Genomic DNA, 15,804 nt, shown 5'->3' on the forward strand with positions numbered 1-15,804 from the left:
GAGGGAGCTGATTTGTGGGCTTTTTGGGATATGTGCTCACCTCGGTATTTCAGGTCGGTGTAACTCGCGCATTCAACTCGGTCAGTTCCTTCTCCCTCTGGGAGAGGGCTAGGGTGAGGGGCTTTCAGAATCGATCACGATCGCAACCTTGCCCCTGGCCCGACCTTGTCCAACGTAGTGCAACGCGTCAGCTATCTGATCGAACGGAAAAGTACGATCAACCACCGGTTTGATCACCCCGGCCTCAATCAACGCAGTGATTTTCTGCAACTGAACGCCATCGGCACGCATGAACAGAAACGAATAACCCACCCCGTGTTTGCGTGCTTTACGGCGAACACCACTGCTGAGCAGGCGCATCACCAGTCCGAGCAGCCACGACAACCCCTGCTCCCGAGCGAACCGCGCAGTCGGCGGTCCTGACAGGGAAATCAGTTGCCCGCCCGGTTTCAACACCTTCAACGATTTCTCCAGCACATCGCCGCCAAGGCTGTTGAGCACCACGTCGTAGTCGCGCAGCTCAATGGCGAAATCCTGCTGCTTGTAATCGATCACCAGATCAGCGCCCAGCGCCTTGACCCACGCGACATTCGCCGTGCTGGTCGTAGTCGCAACAAAAGCGCCGAGGTGTTTGGCCAGTTGAATGGCGACCGTACCGACGCCACCGGAGCCGGCGTGAATCAACACCTTCTGGCCCTTTTGCACGTTGGCGACATCGACCAGGGCCTGCCACGCCGTCAACGCCACCAGCGGCATGCAAGCCGCCTCGGTCATATCGAGATTGGTGGGTTTTAACGCGACCGCTTGTTCGTTGACGGCAATGCGTTCGGCAAACGTGCCGATCGCGTTTTCAGGTGCGCGCGCATAAACCTCATCGCCCGGCTTGAAATGCTTGACCGCTGCACCGCTGCCAATCACCACGCCGGCGACATCGTTGCCCAATATCAAAGGCATTTGATAAGGCAGGATCATCTTGAATTCGCCGCTGCGAATCTTCAGGTCCAGCGGGTTGACGCTGCTGGCGTGCACCTTGATCAACACGTCGTGTGCGCCGACAACCGGCTCGGCGACGTCGCCAATCCGGCCGCTCTGCTTGCCGTAGCGTTCGATGAAAAATGCCTTCATTACGGATGCTCTTGTCGGTAGAAACCCGCCGGCATTGCGGCGGGTCTGGATGAGGTCAGGCCTGAGTCAGATAACGCTGCGCCACCGCCGACTGGCGAATCTGCCCCAACAGCCCCTGACGCGCCGCTTGCAAGGCATCCCAGCGCTCGCCTTCGTGCAGCGGCGGGATGGTCACGACTTCGCGACGGTCGAAGCCGACCAGCGCGGCGTCGACCATGTCGCCGACTTCCATGATGTCGCTGAGGGTGTTGATGTCGATACCAGCGCGGTCCCAGATTTCCGTGCGAGTGGCCGCAGGCAATACGGCTTGCACGTACACGCCCTGTGGCGACAGCTCCAGGCTCAGGCCCTGGGAGAGGAACAGCACGAACGCCTTGGTTGCGCCATACACCGACATGCCGAACTCCGGCGCCAGGCCCACCACCGAGCCGATGTTGATGATCGCGCCGTCGCCAGCCTTGGCCAGGCGCGGGGCGATGGCACTGGCCAGACGCACCAGCGCGGTGGTGTTGAGCGCGACCAGTTGCGCCACGCTGTCGGTGCTCTGTTCGATGAATGTCCCGGACTGCGCGGCGCCGGCATTGTTGACGAGGATACCGATGCGCGCGTCGTCACGCAGACGCGCCTCGACGGTTTGCAGGTCGCTCAGTTGCGTGAGGTCGGCCTGTAGCACTTCGACATCGACGTTGTGTTCAGCGCGCAAACCGGCAGCAAGGGTGTCCAGGCGCGCCTGGTCACGGGCGACCAGCACCAGATCGTGCCCGCGTAGGGCGAAACGTGCGGCATAGACCGCGCCGATGCCGGAGGAGGCGCCAGTGATCAGAACAATAGGGCGAGTAGTCATGGTGTGGGCTCTTTTCAGTAGAAGACTGATTGCGGGCCTTTAGGATGATGATCGAAATCTAAACTGTCAACGATTTTGATTATGGCCAACATCTATGTATCATCGGCGCATGATTTTTCAGCGCTGGAGGTATTCAACATGCGCGTATCCAAGGCTCAGGCTCAGGCCAATCGCGAGCACATTGTCGAAACCGCTTCGGTGATGTTCCGCGAGCGCGGTTATGACGGGGTCGGCGTGGCTGACCTGATGGCGGCCGCCGGTTTTACTCACGGCGGCTTCTACAAACACTTCGGTTCCAAGGCCGACCTGATGGCCGAAGCCTCGGCCAACAGCCTGGCGCAATCCACCGCCAGCGCCGAAACCATGAGCGTGCAGGACTTCATCGATGTGTACGTGTCGCGCGACCATCGCGACGGCCGTTCCACCGGTTGCACCATGGCGGCGCTGTGCGGCGATGCGGCGCGGCAGTCGGGGGATGTGAAGGCAGCGTTTGCCGAGGGGATCGAGCGCTTATTGCAGACCCTGGGCGAAAAATACCCGACCGCAGTGGATGCGCCGCAAGGTGAGGGCAGAACCCGGATGATCGACCTGCTGGCCCGGGCGGTCGGGGCGATCATGCTGTCGCGAGCGTGCCCGGACGAATCGGCGCTGGCCGATGAGATTCTGGCGGTCTGTCACGCTTCGATGACTGAGTCGCTGCCCGCGATCGAAACTGCGGAAGAAGCCACGCAGGATAGCTGAAGCGATCAGTGCTGGCGGTGCAGGGCCTTGTCGAGTGCCGCTAGCAAAACCTCTTCTTCGAAGGGTTTGCACAGGCACTCGAATGCCTGGTAATGCCCGGTTTCGGCCAGCGCTGCCTCGTCCCAATGGGCGGACATGCAGATCACCGGAATCTGTCGCGGCAGCTCGCGCATGACATCGATGCCGGACAGGCCGGGCATGCGCAGATCCAGCAGCAGGCAGGCGATCTCGGCAAAATCGGCTTCGGCGAGAAACGCTTCGCCACTGGCATAAACCTGCGCGCGATAACCGACCGAACGCAGCAGATTCGACAGGCTTTTGCGCACCGACGCGTCGTCATCGACGATGCAGACAATCGTCGGTCGGGTGTTCTCGATCGCCGTCGGGCGACCCACCGGGCCGCTCACGACAGGCTCGATGGGCCAGGCGAAGGCGCAGCGCTGATCAGTCCATAGAGTTCGACGAGGTTGACCAGCGAGCGGGTCTGCATCTTCGCCATGATGTGTTTGCGATGAACCTTGGCGGTCACTTCACTGGTGCCCAATTGGTTGGCGATCTGCTTGTTCGACAGACCGCCGACAATCAGTGGCAGCACCTCGCGCTCACGCGGCGTCAGTTGCGCCGCCAATTGCCGCACATGCTGCACCCGTTGCCACTGATTGAACGCAGTTGCGGCGTGTTGACGGGTGCTGCGCAGAATGTCGAGCAGTTCATCGTCGTTGAACGGCTTGGTCAGAAATTCCACCGCGCCAGCCTTCATCGCCTGCACCGACATCGGAATCGTGCCGTGGCCGGTCATGAAAATCACCGGCCACGGCTGGCCGCGCTCATTCAGCGCCGCCTGCAATTGCAGGCCTGTGGTTTCGGGCAGGCTGACGTCGAGCAACAGGCACGCCGGGCCATTGGCGATGTCGGCCTCGAGCAGTTCTTCGGCGGACTGGAAAATCCGGTGCTCGATGCCTTCGGCGCGCAACAAGCGGCTCAGCGCGCTACGCACGCAGGCCTCATCGTCAACGATGAACACCGGCACCGATTGCGCATCGACCGGCGGTGGCTGCGCCGCAATCGGCGCCGAGGCCAAGGCGTTGAACACGGGCAGTTTGGGTTCGCGGTCTTTCAATAATCGGTAACCTCGACGGGCAACCGTCTGGATGATTTCTTTTTCCCCGAGCAGTTTGCGCAGCGAGGAAATCTGCACCTGCAGATTGTTCTCTTCGACGACGATGTCCGGCCACACCTGATTGATCAGATCGTCCTTGCTGACGATGCGCCCATCGGCCTGCATCAGTACCGAAAGTATTTCGAACGCCCGCCCGCCCATGCGCAAGGGCCGGCCATCGAGAAAGGCTTCGCGCCGTTCCAAAGAAATCGTGGCTTGGCCAAGTCGGATCATGCAGGCCTCTGCGTCGCGGTGAGGAGGACAGGGCGCGGGCGCCGGGTTATCAGGCTCGTACGCTAGGGGACGGCCTGCCATAAAGCAATTATCCCGAGGGATAAGACGCGCGCTTTCATAACGCGAAAACAGCGGCGCGAGGCTCTGGACAGCCATCTTGAGGCCGCAGACGGACATCAGCGCAGCGGCTGGCCCTCTGGCAAAAAAACGCTGCGTATACTTCGCCACCAGCCCGAATCCCATTTCCAGCGGTGAATGTGTATGCCCGGCCAGCCATCCTCATCTGCAATGTCGCGCGCGGCCGATGCGCCGATGCTCGATGAAACATGGCTGGAAACTTGCCGTTTCAGCCTGCTGCGCCGCGACCATGAGCTGACCTGGTTCAGCCTTGAAGACAGCCGCTCGGGCCAGACCTGGTTCGCCGTACGCGCACCGATTCAGCGCCCGGCGCTGTGCCAGCGGCTGGAGCGCGACTTTCATTTGCAACTGCCTTCGCAGTGGGTGATCAACCCGCTCGCGCTGCTTCGTTCGGCGGACGGGCCGGTGCTGATCTATCCGCAATGGGGCGCGCCGCTGGCTGGCCTGTTCGACGCCGCCGGCTTACCGCTCGGGCGAGTGCTGAATATCGCCGTTGCGGCTGCCAATGCGCTGGCCCACTCTCGGCATCCGGAAACACCGCAAAACCCTGTGGGAGCGAGCCTGCTCGCGAAAGCGTCATTCCAGCCGACATCACCCTTGACTGACCCACCGCTTTCGCGAGCGGGCTCGCTCCCACAGTGTTCTTTATTGCCTTGGCATCTGCTGGTCGATGCTGACGACAGCGTCAGGCTGATGGGCTTTCACACCCACGCGCAGGAAACGCCGGCGACTGAACTGCCGAGCCTGGAACACTTGCCTTATCTGGCGCCGGAACAGCTGCAGCGCGACAACGTCGATTGCGATGAGCGCAGCGACGTCTATGCGCTGTCGGCAATCCTCTACGAGGCGCTGACCGGGCGCCCGCCGCTGATCGCTCGCGACGCCTCGCAATGGTTGCATGTGCACGCCGCCGTCCAGCCATTGTCGCCAGCGCAATACCAACCCGAACTGCCGCAAGGCATTTGCCATGTGCTGCTCAAGGGCCTGGCCAAGGAGCCGGACGCGCGCTATCAAAGCATCGAATCGCTGGCCGCCGATCTAATCTGGTGCCTGCGCCAATGGCAGAAAAAAGGCCAGATCGAAGCGTTCCACCTCGGCGCTTTCGATGCTCGCGCAACGGCCACGCGCGGCGATGTGCTGTTTGGTCGTGATGACGAACGTCAGCAACTGCTTGAACAGATCCAGCGCGTGCGCAGCGACGGCATCGCTCGCGTGCTGCTGGTTGCCGGCGCACCGGGAGCGGGAAAGTCGACGCTGATCCAGCAAGTCCTGCGTAGCCAGGCACCCGGTTATTGGGCCAGCGGCAAGATCGAACTGCTGAACAATGACCGGCCTTTCGCGCCACTGGCGCAGATTTTCCAGTCACTGATCAGCCAGGTATTGGCCAGGCCCGCGCTGGCCTTGCAGGCCTTGACCGAGCAATTACGCGAAACCCTCAAGGGCCGCGGCCGCTTGCTGGTAGACCTGGTGCCGGAGGCCGAACTGCTGATCGGCACCACCGCTGAACTACCGAACATGCCGGCGCGCCACGCCCTCGACCGGGTCAATCGGGCGCTGCTCGATGTGCTCGAAGTCTTTGCGCAACCGGGGCATCCGCTGCTGCTGTTTATCGACGATTTGCAGTGGGCTGACGACTCGACGCAGGCGTTTCTCAAAGCCTTTATCGCCCGACCGACGCGGCATCTGCTGCTGGTTCTGGCGTATCGCGAGGGCGAGTTGACGGAGCATCCGGGTGGCTGGCTCGATGAAATGCGCAGAGCACCCGCGCTGCCAGTCAGTGACCTTGGACTAGGGCCGCTGTCGGTGCAGGCCGTCGCGCAATTGATGGCGGTCGAACTCGATGCTGACGTCGACAACCTCGAAGCGCTGGCCCGCGTCGTGCACTTCAAAACCGCCGGCAATCCGTTGTTCGTCAGCCAGGTGGCGCGCGCGCTGGTGGATGAGCGTCTGCTGCGTTTCGACGCTGAGATGCGCCGCTGGGTGTGGAATCAGGCGGAGGTGGATGGCTATCGCTACGCCGACAACGTTGCCGAATTGATGGTGCAACGTTTGCAGCGGCTGCCGGCCAGTGCCCGTGAAGTGTTGCGCACGGCGGGTTACGTCGGTGGTCGCTGCGATGAAGCGCTGTTGTGCAATCTGTTGGCGGATGATCCAGCGCGGTTGCGGGGTGATGTGGATTATCTGGTCAGTGCAGGCTTTCTCCTGCGCGAGCCGGGGCAACTTGTGTTTCCCCACGATCGAGTGTTGGAAGCCGCCGCTGCGCTGACCGCGCCCGCCGGGCGTGCCACCGATCATGCGCGCATCGCAGCCGCCATGCTCGATCTAAGCGGCGGGCAACGGCAGGCGAAGGTGTTCGATATTGCCAGTCAGATTCAGCGCAGCGACGGTCATGCGCTTTCAGGAGGTCGACGCGTCGAATTCATCCAGTTATTGGTCGAAGCCGCCGAGCGCGCTCGCGATAGCGCCGCTGTCGAGCAGGCCGTGGATTATCTGCGCAGCGCCGAGGTGTTACTCGGCGACAACGGCTGGACGCAGCTCTACCCGCAAGCCTTCGCGGCGCGCTGGCTGGCAGCCGACTGCGCGATGTTGCTGGCGGATCTGCCCGGCGCGCAACAGCGTCTCGACGACTGCCTGGAACACGCTGCCACCGTGCTGGACCGGGCGAAAACCTACCGCCTGCGCGCCAGCCTGCGTACCTTGCATTCCGACTATCAAGGCGCGATCGGCGAAGCGCTAAGTGGCCTGGCGCTACTCGACATTGCCCTGCAGCGCCAGCCATCGGCGGCGCAACTGGCCGGAGCGTTCGAGCGGGTTCGGCAATTGGTCGGCACACGGCAGATTGCTGAACTGAGCGCATTGCCCAAGGCCGACGAGCCGCGAATCGAAGTGGCCATGGAGTTGCTGAGCACGCTGATCGCCTCGTTTTTGCAGGACGATATCGCTTTCCTGCACTTGGCGAAGATGGTCGAATTGACCCTCTTGCACGGCACCACACCCAGCAGCGGCTACGGTTTTGCCTGGTATGGCGTGATGATCGCCGACCGTTATGGCGAATATCTGGACGGTGTCGCTTTCGCCGAACTGGCGCTCGATCTGACCGACCTGCACGGCTACGAAGCCGGGCGCACCGGCACGCTGGTGGCGCTCGATCAGGTCAGCCCATGGACCAAACCGATGGCCTACGCCCGGCAGAAAGCTTTCGCCGCATTCGAGTGCGGTCAAGCCGGCGGCGATCTCGGCATGTCGTGTTACGCCTGCAACCACATCGGCTCCGATCTGCTGTTCATGGGCGAGCCGCTGCAAAAGGTGTTGAACGAGCTGGACGTCGGCCTGAGTTGGGTGCGGCAGTTTCACTACATCGACATCGAGCGCATTCTGCTGGCGCAACAGGCGTTTGCCAGTGATTTGCGCAGTGGGCGCGAGCCACGTTCGATCGCAGCGCTGGATGCTCTGGAACATGACTGCTTCGGCCCGCTGGATCGCGATCGCGTCTCACAGCCAACACTGTTCTGGATGTGGTTGTACTCAGGTATGTCGGCGTTCTATTTCGGCGATGTGCGTTACGCACTAAGCCGTTTCGAAGCGGCCGAGGCATTGACGTGGTCGCTGCCGGCGCACATCGATTTGGCGCATTACTACCTGTTCTACAGCTTGGCACTGGCCAGTCCCGAGGCGCCGGGCTCTGTTGCCGAAAAACTGCAGAAACTGGAGCAGCAACGGCAGCGTTTTCTGCCATGGGTCGAGCTCAATCCTTCGACCTTCAGCAACAAACTGCTGCTGATCGAAGGCGCGATGGCCCGCGTGCGCGGCGAAGGGCTGGCCGCCATTCGCTGCTTCGACCAAGCGCAAATCGCGGCGGCCGCTGCCGGATTTATCCATCAACAGGCGCTGGCGCATGAACAACTGGCCGAGGTGTGTCTGGGCAACGGTCTGGTCTCCGGCACGCATCATCACCTGCGCGTCGCCCGCGACTGTTATGTGCTGTGGGGCGCTGAGGCCAAGGCACGTCGACTGGAAGCCGCGCATCCTTTTCTGGCCCGCGAGCATTCCTTGGAAACGGTCACACCGGTGACGCGGGTACGCCTTGATCTGGAAGTCGGCATCGAAGCGGCGCGCGCGGTGTCGCAAGAGGTGTTGCTCGATCGGTTAGTGGATACCTTGATGACTCACTTGATGATTCAGGCCGGCGCCGATCGGGGGGCGTTGCTGTTGGTCGCCGACGGTGAGTTGCAACTGGCTGCCGCCGCGCATGTCGAGGCGGGCAACGTGCGAGTCAGTCAGGACAACGAGCGCGCGCTGGAGCAGATCGCGCCGGTTTCAGTACTCAATTCGACCATGCGCACGCGCACGCCGCTCGTGCTCGACGATGCCCGCGCCGACTGCCCGCAAGGCTACAGCGCCGACCTGCGCGAGCGGCAGACGCGCTCGCTGATGTGCCTGCCGTTGCTCAAGCAGGGCGCGCTGATCGGTCTGGTGTATCTGGAAAACAGCCTGGTACCAAAGCTGTTCAGCGCCGAACGCCTGACCATGCTGGAAATTCTCGCCTCGCAGGCAGCGGTGTCGCTGCAGACCGCGCGGCTCTACGCGCAACTGGTCGAAGACAACCGCTTGCGTGCACAGATGGAAGCCGACTTGCGCAGCTCGCGGGCGGAACTGGCGCGCAACTCGCACCTGAAAATGATGGGCGAACTGTCGGCCTCGATCGCCCACGAAATCAGCCAGCCATTGCTGGGGATTTCATCGAACGCCTCGGCCAGTCTGCGCTGGCTCAAGCGCGACACGCCTGATCTCGACGAGGCTATTCAGGGACTGGAAGACATCCGCTCCGACAGCGCCCGTGCCACCGAGATCGTCCAGGCCTTGCGCGCTTTGGCCAGGCAGGCGCCGCTGCAACGATTGCCGGTGTCGATTGACGCGTTGATTGCAGAGGTCATGCGACTGACGGCCAGCGATTTGCACAATCGTCGAGTGAACGTGCACACACAACTCAACGCTCCTGACCCGGTGCTGGGTGATCGGGTACAGATTCAGCAGGTGATTTACAACCTGATCGTCAACGCACTCGAGGCGATGGCTGGGCAGGGCATGACTGACGGGCGCTTGGTGATTGAGTCGACGATCAGCGATGGCCAGGTCTGCGTGGCTTTTCAGGACAACGGGCCGGGGATCGCCGAGCATCGGCGTGAAGAAATTTTCGATGCGTTCTTCACCACCAAGGGCAGCGGCATGGGCATGGGCCTGGCGATTTGCCGAACGGTGATCGGCGCCCATGGCGGGACGTTGCGCGTGGAAGACAGCGAGGAGGGCGCGCGGATCTGCTTCAGACTGCCGCTTGCGCCGGACGTCAGGATCAAAAGCCCCTGACTTGTAGCTGAGTGATGTCTGGCAGACCGGGTAAAAAAAGCCGCGAAAAATCGCGGCCAAAAGGGAGGAGTGAACAAAACCCTTTGAAATCCGACTCAGGGCCGCAGTTCCGTCAAGCGCTGGCCCATCGTCGAATTCAGCAACCCATCGCTGAGCCGCCAGACATCCGCGTCCACCAGCGCCACCCGCGCTCCGCACATCAGTTGGCGCCAGACCTTCGGGGGCATGCCCACCATGCGCCCGAACGTGCGGGTGAAGTGCGAGTGATCGGAAAATCCGCATTCATAAACAATCTCGGTAATCGCCATCGAGGTCAGCAAAAGTCCCTTGGCCTTGTCGATCTTCATCTTCAGCATCCATTCCTGCGGCGAGCAGCCAGTGACGATCTTGAACGCCCGGGAAAAGTGACTGCGCGACAGATTGCAGTGCTCGGCAATCTCGCTGACGCGCAGGCTGCGGCTCAGATCGTGCAGCATGTAGGCCTTGGCGCGGCGTTCCTGCCAGCCGGACAGCGCGCCCAATGGGCGCGCGAGCTGGTTGGGGTGGTCTGACTTCACCGATTGCGGGTTCATGGCGGCTCTCCTGATCGATGGGCAAAGTCTGGCCGCTGGCTTTATTTAAAGTCCTTAAACAAACCTTAAAAGTTATGAAGCGCAGGCCTCAGGCGTGAAACGGATAATCGACGTAACCGCGCTGGTCGCCGCCAAAGAAACTGCTCGGATCCGGCGTGTTCAGTTCAAGCCCATCGTGCAGCCGACGCGGCAGATCCGGGTTGGCCAGGAATGGCCGGCCAAAGGCGATGATGTCGGCGCGATCGGAATTCAGCGCCTGTTCGGCGGATTGAGCGTCGTAACCGCCGGCGAGGATCAGCACGCCGTTCCAGGTCTGGCGCAACTGGGCGATGATCGCGTCCCAACGCGGGTCGAAGTTTTCGTCCTTGACGGTGCCGACCATGGCCGGCTCGACCAGGTGCAGGTAGGCCAGATTCCACTGGTTGAGCGCTTCGACCAGATAACCGAAGGTCGCTTCGGGCGTGTCATCACCCATGCCCATAAAGCGGCCCATCGGCGTCAGACGCACGCCGACGCGCTCGGCGCCGACTTCGTCAGCCACGGCGGCGACCACTTCGAGCAAAAAGCGCGCACGGTTCTCGACGCTACCGCCATAGGCGTCATCACGCTGGTTGCTGTTGCTGTTGAGAAACTGGTCGAGCAGATAACCGTTGCCGGCATGAATTTCCACGCCGTCCATGCCGGCGTTCAACGCGTTGCGCGCGGCGCGGCGATAGTCTTCGACGATGTCGGCGATTTCCGCTGTTTCGAGGGCGCGCGGCACTGGCACATCACCCCACACGCCATTGCCTTGTTCATCGACGATGAAGGTCTTGCCCGGCACTGGCAAAGCGCTCGGCGCCACCGGCAAACCGGCGTCAGGCTGAAAGCTTGGGTGCGAGACCCGGCCGACGTGCCACAGCTGCATGAAAATCAAACCGCCCGCCGCGTGCACCGCCGTGCTGACTTCGCGCCACGCCTGCACTTGCGCATCGGTGTTGATCCCCGGCGTCCACGCATAGCCCTGACCTTGCTGAGAAATCTGCGTGGCCTCGGTGATGATCAGCGCGGCACTGGCGCGTTGGCGGTAGTACTCGGCGTTCATCGTGGTCGGCACGTCGCCCGGTTGGCCGGCACGCGAGCGGGTCAGGGGCGCCATCGCCACGCGGTGGGCAAGGGTGTAAGGGCCGAGGGCGATGGGTTGGAACAGGCGACGGGTCATGGGTAGCTCCGGATTTCGATGAGTAGGGTTCAAGTGCGGCAGCCAGGTGCCGCGAGATGTGCAGGTAACTTAACCGGGCGTGGCGGGGCTGATAATCCGTGGCCGGCGCTACGCAGTTTTGCGTGCTACGCAACGGCACCCGCGCCCGTCCATGACAAGCGCGGGCGTGGTTCAGGCGGGTTGGGTCGAGCGAGTCAGCGGCAGATTCAGCCAGCGCCGGCCAGTGGCATTGCTGACCGCGTTGCCGAGGGCGGCCGCCATTGGCCCTTGGACAATTTCGGCAGCACCGAGGAACGGTTCGCCCGGTTGATCGAGCAGATGCACATCGACTTTTTTCGGCAATTGCGTGAAGCGCAGAATCGGGTAGCCGCTCCAGTCGTAGCTGCGAATGCCGCCGGCGCCGTAGGCGACCTTTTCGTAGAGCGTCCAGCTGGCCGACTGGACGATACCGCCCTCGACCTGATTGCGCAGGCCATCGGGGCTGACGATCTGGCCGACGTCGACCGCCGTGACTACATGATCCACGCGAATCTCGCCGGTCTGCGGATGCACGCGCAGTTTCACCGCGAGGGCGCAGTAACCCATGATGTTCTTGTAGCGGGCGAAGGCGAAACCGATCCCCGCGCCGGGCTCGTTGCTCTTGTGTGGCCAGCCGATTTCGTCGCGCACGCGCTCGATCACGGCACGGGCACGCGGATCGCTGAGATGGGCCAGACGCAACGCCACGGGATCGAGTCCGGCCTTGATCGCCAGCTCATCGATACTCGCCTCTATGGCGAAGATGTTGATGTGCGCTCCCAGTGAACGCATGGCCGAAGTGCGAAAGGGCATGGTAGTGACGAAGTTCATGTTGATCCGCGTCGCGCCCAGCTGGTACAGCGGCACCGCATTTCGATCGCCGTCACCTTCGGGCTGGGCAATCGGCACCGACGGAGCCGAGGCGAAAGGTTTCGCCAACAGGCGTGCCGGCAGCAAGCGCCCGGCATTGACGATGCGTTCATTGTGCGGCGTGGTCCACAGCTCGTAGTTCCAGTCCTGCAAACGGCCCTGACTGAGGCTCGCATCGACTTCGGTAACCATCGCCGAACTGTACGGTTCCCAGAGATTCTCCTGCTCGCGCATCCATTGCACCCTGACCGGCGTGCCCGGCAGGCGCATGGCGATCAGCGCGGCATCGGCGGCGGCATCATCGGCGCCGTTGTGGCCGTAGCAACCCGAGCCTTCAGTATGAATGCAGCGCACGCGGTCCGGCGGCAGCCGCAGCATTTCGGCGATGCCGGCGCGCAGCGGATAGACGCCCTGGGTGTGGGTCCAGACCGTGAGCACGCCATCGTTGAACCAGGCCACCGCACAGGACGGGCCGATCGAACCGTGCATCAGATACTGCTTGGTCACCCGCGCTTTGAAGCGGGTCTCGGTCGCGCCGCCGGGATTGCCGTTGTTGCTGATCGGATAGCGCTTGGACGGCAGGCGCTTGAGCAAATCGTGAATATCGGCGGCTTCGGGAATCGCTTCGCCGCCACTCCACTTGGCACTCTCGATGCCGCTGCGCATGGCCTTGATCGCTTGCCATTCATCACGGGCGACCACCGCCAGATAGTTGCCGTCGCGGATCACCTTGACCACGCCGTTGAGCGCCTCGATAGATGCGGCATCGAACGCCTGAAGCGTGCAGCCGGGACGCGGCGGGCGAATCACCCGCGCATGCAGCATGCCCGGCAAGCGCATGTCCTGCACGAACGCCGCGCCGCCGCTGACCTTGGCCGGAATGTCCAGACGCGGCAGGTTATGCCCGATCAGTTTGAAGTCGGCCGCCGCCATCATCGGTGATTGTGCTTTCGCGTATTGGTGCACATCGACATGCTTGACCGCATCGGCATACGCCATGCGTTGCCTGCTGGGGCCTTGGATGATGCCGTCGCGAGTGCTCAGTTGCGCAGCCTCGATTTGCCAGCTGCGCGCGGCAGCCTCGACGAGCATTTCCCGCACCTGGGCGGCAGCGTTGTACAGCGCGGTGCCACTGTCGAAAATACTGTGGCTGCCGGCGGTGTAGCCTTCGTTGGGCGTCAATGCGGTGTCGGCGGTGAGCAAGTTGATTGCGCTGGCCGGCACCTGCAAACGCTCGGCAGCAATTTGCAGCAACGCGGTTTTCACCCCGGTGCCCAGCTCGACCTTGCCGGTGTACACGGTGATGCCGTCGGCGCCGATGCGAATCCACGCGTCCAAGTATGGGTTGGTGCGCAGGCTGCCGGGAAGGTCGGGGGCCAACACTACCGTGCCGAGGGTGTCGACTTCGGTGTCGGCCAAGGCACGCCGCGCTACCGGCATCAGCGTGAAAGCCATGAGCAACGCGCCGCCACGCAGGAAGGCCCGACGGCTGGGGTTCAAGCCGTTAGCTTCGCTCATGTCAGGCTCCCGTTATGCCCAGCCACCTGTTTGATCGCCTCGATGATGCGCAAGTGCGTGCCGCAACGGCACAGATTGCCGGCCATGTGCTCGCGGATGGTTTGTTCGTCCGGGTGCGGATCACGTTCGAGCAACGACTGCGCGCGCATCAGCATGCCGGCGATGCAGTAACCGCATTGCGCGGCCTGCTTGTCGATGAACGCCGCTTGCAACGGGCCGGGTTTGTCGGCGCTGCCGAGGCTTTCCACGGTACGGATCTTTTTGCCTTCAAGGCCGGCGCACGGTGTCAGGCAGGCGAACACTGGCTGGTCGTCGACGGTCACCGTGCACGCGCCGCACTGGCCCAGGCCGCAGCCGTACTTGGCGCCGTTGAGGTTCAAGTGATTACGCAGCGCGTACAGCAGCGGCATGTCCGGTTCGAGCTCCAGCGCTTGGGCAGCTCCATTGACGGTGAGAGTGATCTGGCTCATTTCGTCTCCTGACGTAACGCTTCGATAGTGGAAGAGAGGTCGGCCCATGGCTGATCGGGTCTGGCTTGCTCGCGCAGATACGCGGCGAGGGCACCGAGCTGGGCGTTGTCGAGGCTGGCGGCGAACGGCGGCATCACCGGGCCGGGTGCGCCGGGAATGGCGGGCACGCCTTCGAGTACAGTCTTGAGAAAGTTGCGCGAGCTGGCCGCTTGCAGCGCCGAGGTGCTCTGCAGGCCGGGGCGACCGTCGATTTCACGCATCGGCGCGGCGGCTGCGTGGCAGCCGGCGCAGGCACTGCTGAAGAGCAGGGCGCCAGTGCTGTGATCCGCTGGACCGCTCGACGGCTTTTTCGCGGTGGTTTCAGTCACCGCGTGCGGGTTTTGCAGGCTCAGCAGGTAGTCGGCAATTGCCTCGGCTTCGCTGGCCGGCAAGCGCGCCAGACTCAGGCTGACCGGGCGCATCGGGCCGGCGGGTGTGCCGTGGCCATCGACCACGTCGGCGCGCAGGTAGCCGGCCAACTGCTCGCGATTCCACGGAGTGGCGCGTTGGCCGAGGCCGACCAGTGCCGGCGCTTCCCAGCCATCGACGCTGCCGCCCTGTAGGTATTGCGAGGATTTCTCAGCGCCGATCAGGTTAAGCGGCGAATGGCAGCCGGCGCAGTGGCCCGGGCCGTCGACCAGATAACGCCCGCGATTCCATGCCGCGCTGTGTTCGGCCAGCGGCGTCAGTGGCTCGCCATGCAGAAACAGCAGGTTCCAGAACGACACCAGCGGACGGATGTTCATCGGGAAGTTCATCTGGTTCTGCCGCGCCGGGGCGTGTACGGCGGGGCCGCTCATCAAGTAGGCATAGGCGTCGGCGATGTCTTCGGAGCTCATGCGCCGGTAGTGCACGTAGGGAAACGCCGGGTAGAGAAAGTGGCCGTCGCGAGCAATGCCTTCGCGCATGGCCCGTTCGAACGCTGGCAATGACCATTCGCCGATGCCGGTCTGTTCATCCGGAGTGATGTTGGTGCTGTACAGCGTGCCGAACGGCGTCACCAGCGGCAGCCCGCCGGCCAGGTATTCGCCGCCGGGGCGAGTGTGGCAGACCGCGCAGTCGCCGGCCTCGACCACCCGTGCGCCGCGCTGCAATTGCGCAGTATCGAATGACGTGAGGCGTTTGATGGGTGCGATCGCCGGGCGCCACATCAACGCGACGGCGACGATCAGGCCGATCACCGCGAGCACGGCGACGCAGATCCACAGGGTTCTGGACTTGAGCAGATGGTTGTTCATGGTCGGCAGAAAAACGCGGCGGGCAGTGGCAGGACGAGTGAAGTGCGGGTCATGGAAACGCTCCTTGTAGCAGCCGGGGAAGGGCGCCGATGCGGACGTCTGCGCCAGGGCCAAAGCGTAGAGAAGACGCTTGAGGCGGAGAATCACCGGCCCGCGCAACAGCGCGTTGCGCCACAAGCAACGTTGCGCGCCACGCATCAGTGCGTTGCCAGTGGCACGGATTCTCGCGGCCGCCGGGCGACCGTAGCCTTGGCAGCACATTCCCGAACTCAA

11 protein-coding genes are annotated in these 15,804 nt (G+C 63.0%); 2 read left to right on the plus strand and 9 right to left on the minus strand.

Annotation, left to right across the window (positions count from 1 at the left end):
• Positions 1 to 108: 108 nt before the first annotated feature.
• Together ACZZZ4_RS22550 and ACZZZ4_RS22555 are read right to left on the minus strand one after the other, a co-directional pair.
• Positions 109 to 1,125, minus strand: a complete 1,017-nt coding sequence (locus ACZZZ4_RS22550; RefSeq protein WP_463548813.1) for an NADP-dependent oxidoreductase — start codon at positions 1,123 to 1,125, stop codon at positions 109 to 111.
• 55 nt (positions 1,126 to 1,180) lie between these two features.
• Positions 1,181 to 1,969, minus strand: a complete 789-nt coding sequence (locus ACZZZ4_RS22555; RefSeq protein WP_463548814.1) for an SDR family NAD(P)-dependent oxidoreductase — start codon at positions 1,967 to 1,969, stop codon at positions 1,181 to 1,183.
• 138 nt (positions 1,970 to 2,107) lie between these two features.
• Here ACZZZ4_RS22555 and ACZZZ4_RS22560 point away from each other — a divergent pair, with 138 nt between their 5' ends.
• Positions 2,108 to 2,710 carry a TetR/AcrR family transcriptional regulator gene (locus ACZZZ4_RS22560; protein ID WP_463548815.1) on the plus strand — a complete coding sequence of 201 codons (603 nt, stop codon included), beginning with the start codon at positions 2,108 to 2,110 and terminating at the stop codon, positions 2,708 to 2,710.
• A 5-nt stretch (positions 2,711 to 2,715) separates the two neighbouring features.
• On the opposite strand, the gene ACZZZ4_RS22565 is transcribed toward ACZZZ4_RS22560, so the two are convergent.
• Positions 2,716 to 3,117 (minus strand): response regulator transcription factor, encoded by a 402-nt coding sequence (locus ACZZZ4_RS22565; protein WP_235374479.1) that lies wholly within the window; start codon positions 3,115 to 3,117, stop codon positions 2,716 to 2,718.
• Positions 3,114 to 4,103, minus strand: coding sequence for a response regulator (locus ACZZZ4_RS22570; RefSeq protein ID WP_463548816.1), 990 nt, complete (start codon positions 4,101 to 4,103; stop codon positions 3,114 to 3,116). Before ACZZZ4_RS22570 ends, ACZZZ4_RS22565 begins: the two co-directional genes overlap by 4 nt.
• A gap of 261 nt (positions 4,104 to 4,364) precedes the next feature.
• Between ACZZZ4_RS22570 and ACZZZ4_RS22575 the strand changes: the two genes are divergently transcribed.
• Entirely contained in the window at positions 4,365 to 9,605 is a 5,241-nt protein-coding gene (locus ACZZZ4_RS22575; RefSeq protein ID WP_463548817.1) for a trifunctional serine/threonine-protein kinase/ATP-binding protein/sensor histidine kinase, read from the plus strand.
• A gap of 95 nt (positions 9,606 to 9,700) precedes the next feature.
• On the opposite strand, the gene ACZZZ4_RS22580 is transcribed toward ACZZZ4_RS22575, so the two are convergent.
• The 5 genes from ACZZZ4_RS22580 to ACZZZ4_RS22600 all read right to left on the minus strand — a co-directional run bounded on the left by ACZZZ4_RS22580 (position 9,701) and on the right by ACZZZ4_RS22600 (position 15,792).
• Positions 9,701 to 10,177 (minus strand): helix-turn-helix domain-containing protein, encoded by a 477-nt coding sequence (locus ACZZZ4_RS22580; protein ID WP_052269116.1) that lies wholly within the window; start codon positions 10,175 to 10,177, stop codon positions 9,701 to 9,703.
• 88 nt (positions 10,178 to 10,265) lie between these two features.
• Positions 10,266 to 11,378 carry an alkene reductase gene (locus ACZZZ4_RS22585; RefSeq protein ID WP_463548818.1) on the minus strand — a complete coding sequence of 371 codons (1,113 nt, stop codon included), beginning with the start codon at positions 11,376 to 11,378 and terminating at the stop codon, positions 10,266 to 10,268.
• A 171-nt stretch (positions 11,379 to 11,549) separates the two neighbouring features.
• A complete protein-coding gene (locus ACZZZ4_RS22590; RefSeq protein ID WP_463548819.1) occupies positions 11,550 to 13,784 on the minus strand; it encodes a xanthine dehydrogenase family protein molybdopterin-binding subunit in 2,235 nt (744 codons plus the stop codon).
• The gene (locus ACZZZ4_RS22595; protein ID WP_463548820.1) at positions 13,781 to 14,254 is read right to left on the minus strand and encodes a (2Fe-2S)-binding protein; all 474 of its coding nucleotides are present in this window, start codon (positions 14,252 to 14,254) and stop codon (positions 13,781 to 13,783) included. The genes ACZZZ4_RS22590 and ACZZZ4_RS22595 overlap by 4 nt, the downstream gene beginning before the upstream one ends.
• Positions 14,251 to 15,792 carry a c-type cytochrome gene (locus tag ACZZZ4_RS22600; RefSeq protein WP_463548821.1) on the minus strand — a complete coding sequence of 514 codons (1,542 nt, stop codon included), beginning with the start codon at positions 15,790 to 15,792 and terminating at the stop codon, positions 14,251 to 14,253. Before ACZZZ4_RS22600 ends, ACZZZ4_RS22595 begins: the two co-directional genes overlap by 4 nt.
• Positions 15,793 to 15,804: the final 12 nt, after the last annotated feature.

This window comes from Pseudomonas sp. AC252, assembly GCF_979258105.1.

Coding starts and splice junctions, on each gene's coding strand:
- ACZZZ4_RS22550 (WP_463548813.1), bottom strand. CDS start 1,125: ATGAAGGCATTTTTCATCGAACGCTACGGCAAGCAGAGCGGCCGGATT.
- ACZZZ4_RS22555 (WP_463548814.1), bottom strand. CDS start 1,969: ATGACTACTCGCCCTATTGTTCTGATCACTGGCGCCTCCTCCGGCATC.
- ACZZZ4_RS22560 (WP_463548815.1), top strand. CDS start 2,108: ATGCGCGTATCCAAGGCTCAGGCTCAGGCCAATCGCGAGCACATTGTC.
- ACZZZ4_RS22570 (WP_463548816.1), bottom strand. CDS start 4,103: ATGATCCGACTTGGCCAAGCCACGATTTCTTTGGAACGGCGCGAAGCC.
- ACZZZ4_RS22575 (WP_463548817.1), top strand. CDS start 4,365: ATGCCCGGCCAGCCATCCTCATCTGCAATGTCGCGCGCGGCCGATGCG.
- ACZZZ4_RS22580 (WP_052269116.1), bottom strand. CDS start 10,177: ATGAACCCGCAATCGGTGAAGTCAGACCACCCCAACCAGCTCGCGCGC.
- ACZZZ4_RS22585 (WP_463548818.1), bottom strand. CDS start 11,378: ATGACCCGTCGCCTGTTCCAACCCATCGCCCTCGGCCCTTACACCCTT.
- ACZZZ4_RS22590 (WP_463548819.1), bottom strand. CDS start 13,784: ATGAGCGAAGCTAACGGCTTGAACCCCAGCCGTCGGGCCTTCCTGCGT.
- ACZZZ4_RS22595 (WP_463548820.1), bottom strand. CDS start 14,254: ATGAGCCAGATCACTCTCACCGTCAATGGAGCTGCCCAAGCGCTGGAG.
- ACZZZ4_RS22600 (WP_463548821.1), bottom strand. CDS start 15,792: ATGTGCTGCCAAGGCTACGGTCGCCCGGCGGCCGCGAGAATCCGTGCC.